Here is a 2,749-nt window from a genome sequence, read left to right as displayed (position 1 = left end):
TGGAGATTGAGCCGAAAAACTTAATCGCCCGTACTAATTTGGCTGAGCTAAATGTGGCGGATGACCAGCGCTTTACGGCACTGGAGCAGTTCAAGGAAATCAATGCAGAGCAGCAAGCTCAGTCCGGGCAGACGAATCCTGAATTGGATACTCGCATCCAGCAGGTAGAGGTGGATATTCTGAAGCGGCGCGGGTTCCAGCCACCTTGGGAGCGGTATTAATCCCGCACGAGTTTTATCTGGGCATGAGGGTAGGGGCACGACATTGTCGTGCCCTTACCCTTTTCGGCAGTTTGTATATACAATGTAATGACATTGAGCCAGTAACAGGCGTTCCGAGTAGCTATGGCAGCACCTGATAGAACCCAAAAGCGTCAGCGCTCCGAAGTTGTGAATATGAGAATTGAGCCAAATCAGCTCGACCTCATCGATACGGCGGCAAATCTTTGTGGCAAGAGTCGGAGTGCCTTCATGCTAGATGCGGCGTATCGAGCAGCACAGGAGGCAATGCTGGAGCGGAGATTGTTCTGTCTGAGCGATGAGCAGTGGGAAGCCTTTAACAAAGCGCTCGACACTCCGCCCACAAAAAATGAAACGTTAACTCAGTTGCTTGCCGCACAAGCTCCGTGGGAATGACTTACACTCCACCAGAACCGATAAAGCCGACACACGATGTAGAGGCATTCGACTGTGGGAACCCAACGCTAAATGACTGGTTGAGGAAACGCGCTAAGACGAGTGAAACCAGCGGAGCGTCGCGGACATACGTTGTCTGCTCTGAGAATAAAGTTGTGGGGTACTACTGCTTAGCCACTGGTAGTGTCATTCGTAATGATGCTTCGGGCAAAATCAGACGGAATATGCCTGAGCCAATTCCACTTATGGTATTGGGCAGACTTGCTGTTGACATTAACTACCAAAATAAAGGTATTGGTAAAGGCTTGGTCAAGGATGCTGTGATGCGTACTTTACAAGCCTCAGAGATTGCGGGGATTAGAGCGATTCTGGTTCACGCCCTTGATGAAGAGGCGAAAAAATTCTATGTGGAGCGGTGTGGCTTTTCCCCCTCTCCCGTTCATCCTTTGACGCTTATGGTGCTGCTGGCAGATGTGAAAAAGAGTCTGGGATGAGTGGGGTTAATGAATACCAAGAATTGATCGACCGTGTAGGCGTCTGCCGAAAGGGCTGTAACGGTATCTTCTGATAAAAAATCGAAAGTGCATCCAGCCTCTTGGAGTAAGCGTTTCAGGGCTTTTGAACGCAAAAAATCGAAAGTGCTTCAAATATTTATACTTAAATCTTTGCTTTTCTTAATAAAAGATCGGGCGGAAAACAGAATTCTCATTTCGTAATAAATAGAATATTCCGATGCTAATCTTTCGCCGGATAACTGCTTGCTATGTCGATTTTTGGTGATTTCAATCCCCTAGACCCTCTTAAAGATTTAGAAGACGAATTGGGTATAAATGTTCCGACTCCTCTAGATATTGTAGAGGATATTCCGACCCCTCTAGATGTTGTAGAGAATATTCCAACACCTAGAGATGTGATGAGTAACATTCCAACACCTGTAGATTTTGTAGAGTCATTCCCAAACCCTATAGATTTTGTAGACCCGTTCCCAAACCCTATAGATGCTGCAAATCAGCTCCAAAACCCTATAAATGTCGCTACCCGCATTCATCGTCAAAATAATAGTAAGAATAATACAGGAGGTTGCCTTCCAGTGATTGTTGGAGCAGTTTGTATCGGGTTTAGCGTTCTTGGTAGTAGTTTAGTTTGTCTTTCAATGTTGTTTGTTGATTTTTGATTTGCTTGTTAATTAAGCCTGATAAATTTAGAATTAATCCTGATAGATTTAGAGTCAGGCTTTATAGAAATATACCCAGATTATTAGGGTGGTATATGCCACCCTAAACTTCAATATTTAAAACTCCAATAATCTTGCATTAATCGTTATTTTTTGGAGATTTTGGGGACAAGTCACATCTATCATTGAAGTGATAGTATAGGTTTCCTAAATCTTTAAAATAACCGTTGTGCGGAAACCGCTACTACTATACCATTTGCATTACTTTGAAGTTGTCCTCGCAGGGAACCATCGGGAAATAAACGCATATTAACTTGCCCGAAATCTCCAGAAGAATTGGTATACTGACCCCGAATTAGCATATTTCCATCAATTACGCAATTGGCATTACCTGTTACATTCATCCCATCAGAAAATGTCATTGATAGTTGGTTGCCAACTCCAAATTGCCTAATATCCATGAAGCATACTGTTCCATCACTTTCAATGTAATTCCATCTTCCTTGAAGTAATGGAAATCTCGGCGTAAACATAATTAAGGACTCCTTAAAAATTTTTATGCTTAAATAGCAATACAAATTGATTTTAAGGTATTCCAGAATATTGCCAAAAAACGGTAAAGTTTTAATATTTGTTTATACAATTCAATTTGAGTTCAAGCCAAAAAAAGGACGATCGCCACTTCAAAAACGATCGCCCAACGCCAACACGAACTAAATGGAAGTAGTCATATTTGAACTTGTCGCCTAATCATCACCTCCCGTAAGGACTTGAAAACGGAATCTCTTCTTGCACATAGGGCTGAGGCGGTTTACCTCTTGGTTTCAACTTGTCAATCTCCGCAACAATCCGCGCCGAAACCCTCGGACTGAGCCGATGAATGTGCGCCACAGCTTCATCCAGGCACATCGTCAGGTCAGCATTTCGCTGTTTCAAAACG

Annotated in this window: 6 protein-coding genes; 4 read left to right on the top strand and 2 right to left on the bottom strand. The window is 43.2% G+C overall.

The genetic code is table 11. The features are described 5' to 3' along the window. The 4 genes from V6C93_RS09625 to V6C93_RS09610 all read left to right on the top strand — a co-directional run. The coding region (locus tag V6C93_RS09625) for a hypothetical protein (protein ID WP_333476439.1) at positions 1-221 on the top strand (221 nt) is incomplete at its 5' end. Between the two features lie 123 nt (positions 222-344). After that, entirely contained in the window at positions 345-635 is a 291-nt protein-coding gene (locus V6C93_RS09620; protein ID WP_333476438.1) for a DUF1778 domain-containing protein, read from the top strand. Further along, on the top strand, positions 632-1,129 hold the full coding sequence (locus V6C93_RS09615; RefSeq protein WP_333476437.1) for a GNAT family N-acetyltransferase: 498 nt from the start codon (positions 632-634) through the stop codon (positions 1,127-1,129). The genes V6C93_RS09620 and V6C93_RS09615 overlap by 4 nt, the downstream gene beginning before the upstream one ends. Before the next feature lie 269 nt (positions 1,130-1,398). Next, entirely contained in the window at positions 1,399-1,809 is a 411-nt protein-coding gene (locus tag V6C93_RS09610; RefSeq protein ID WP_333476436.1) for a hypothetical protein, read from the top strand. A 215-nt stretch (positions 1,810-2,024) separates the two neighbouring features. Here V6C93_RS09610 and V6C93_RS09605 read toward each other — a convergent pair whose 3' ends face one another. Next, complete coding sequence (locus V6C93_RS09605; RefSeq protein ID WP_333476435.1) at positions 2,025-2,231, bottom strand: hypothetical protein; 207 nt, start codon at positions 2,229-2,231, stop codon at positions 2,025-2,027. A gap of 331 nt (positions 2,232-2,562) precedes the next feature. Beyond that, on the bottom strand, positions 2,563-2,749 hold a 187-nt coding region (locus V6C93_RS09600), incomplete at its 5' end, for a hypothetical protein (protein WP_333476434.1).

This window comes from Allocoleopsis sp. (assembly GCF_036703385.1).
In the GTDB taxonomy this organism is placed as follows: domain Bacteria; phylum Cyanobacteriota; class Cyanobacteriia; order Cyanobacteriales; family Coleofasciculaceae; genus Allocoleopsis.
The sequence above is the reverse complement of the archived record's forward strand: the minus strand, read 5'-3'. Positions and strand labels throughout refer to the sequence as shown.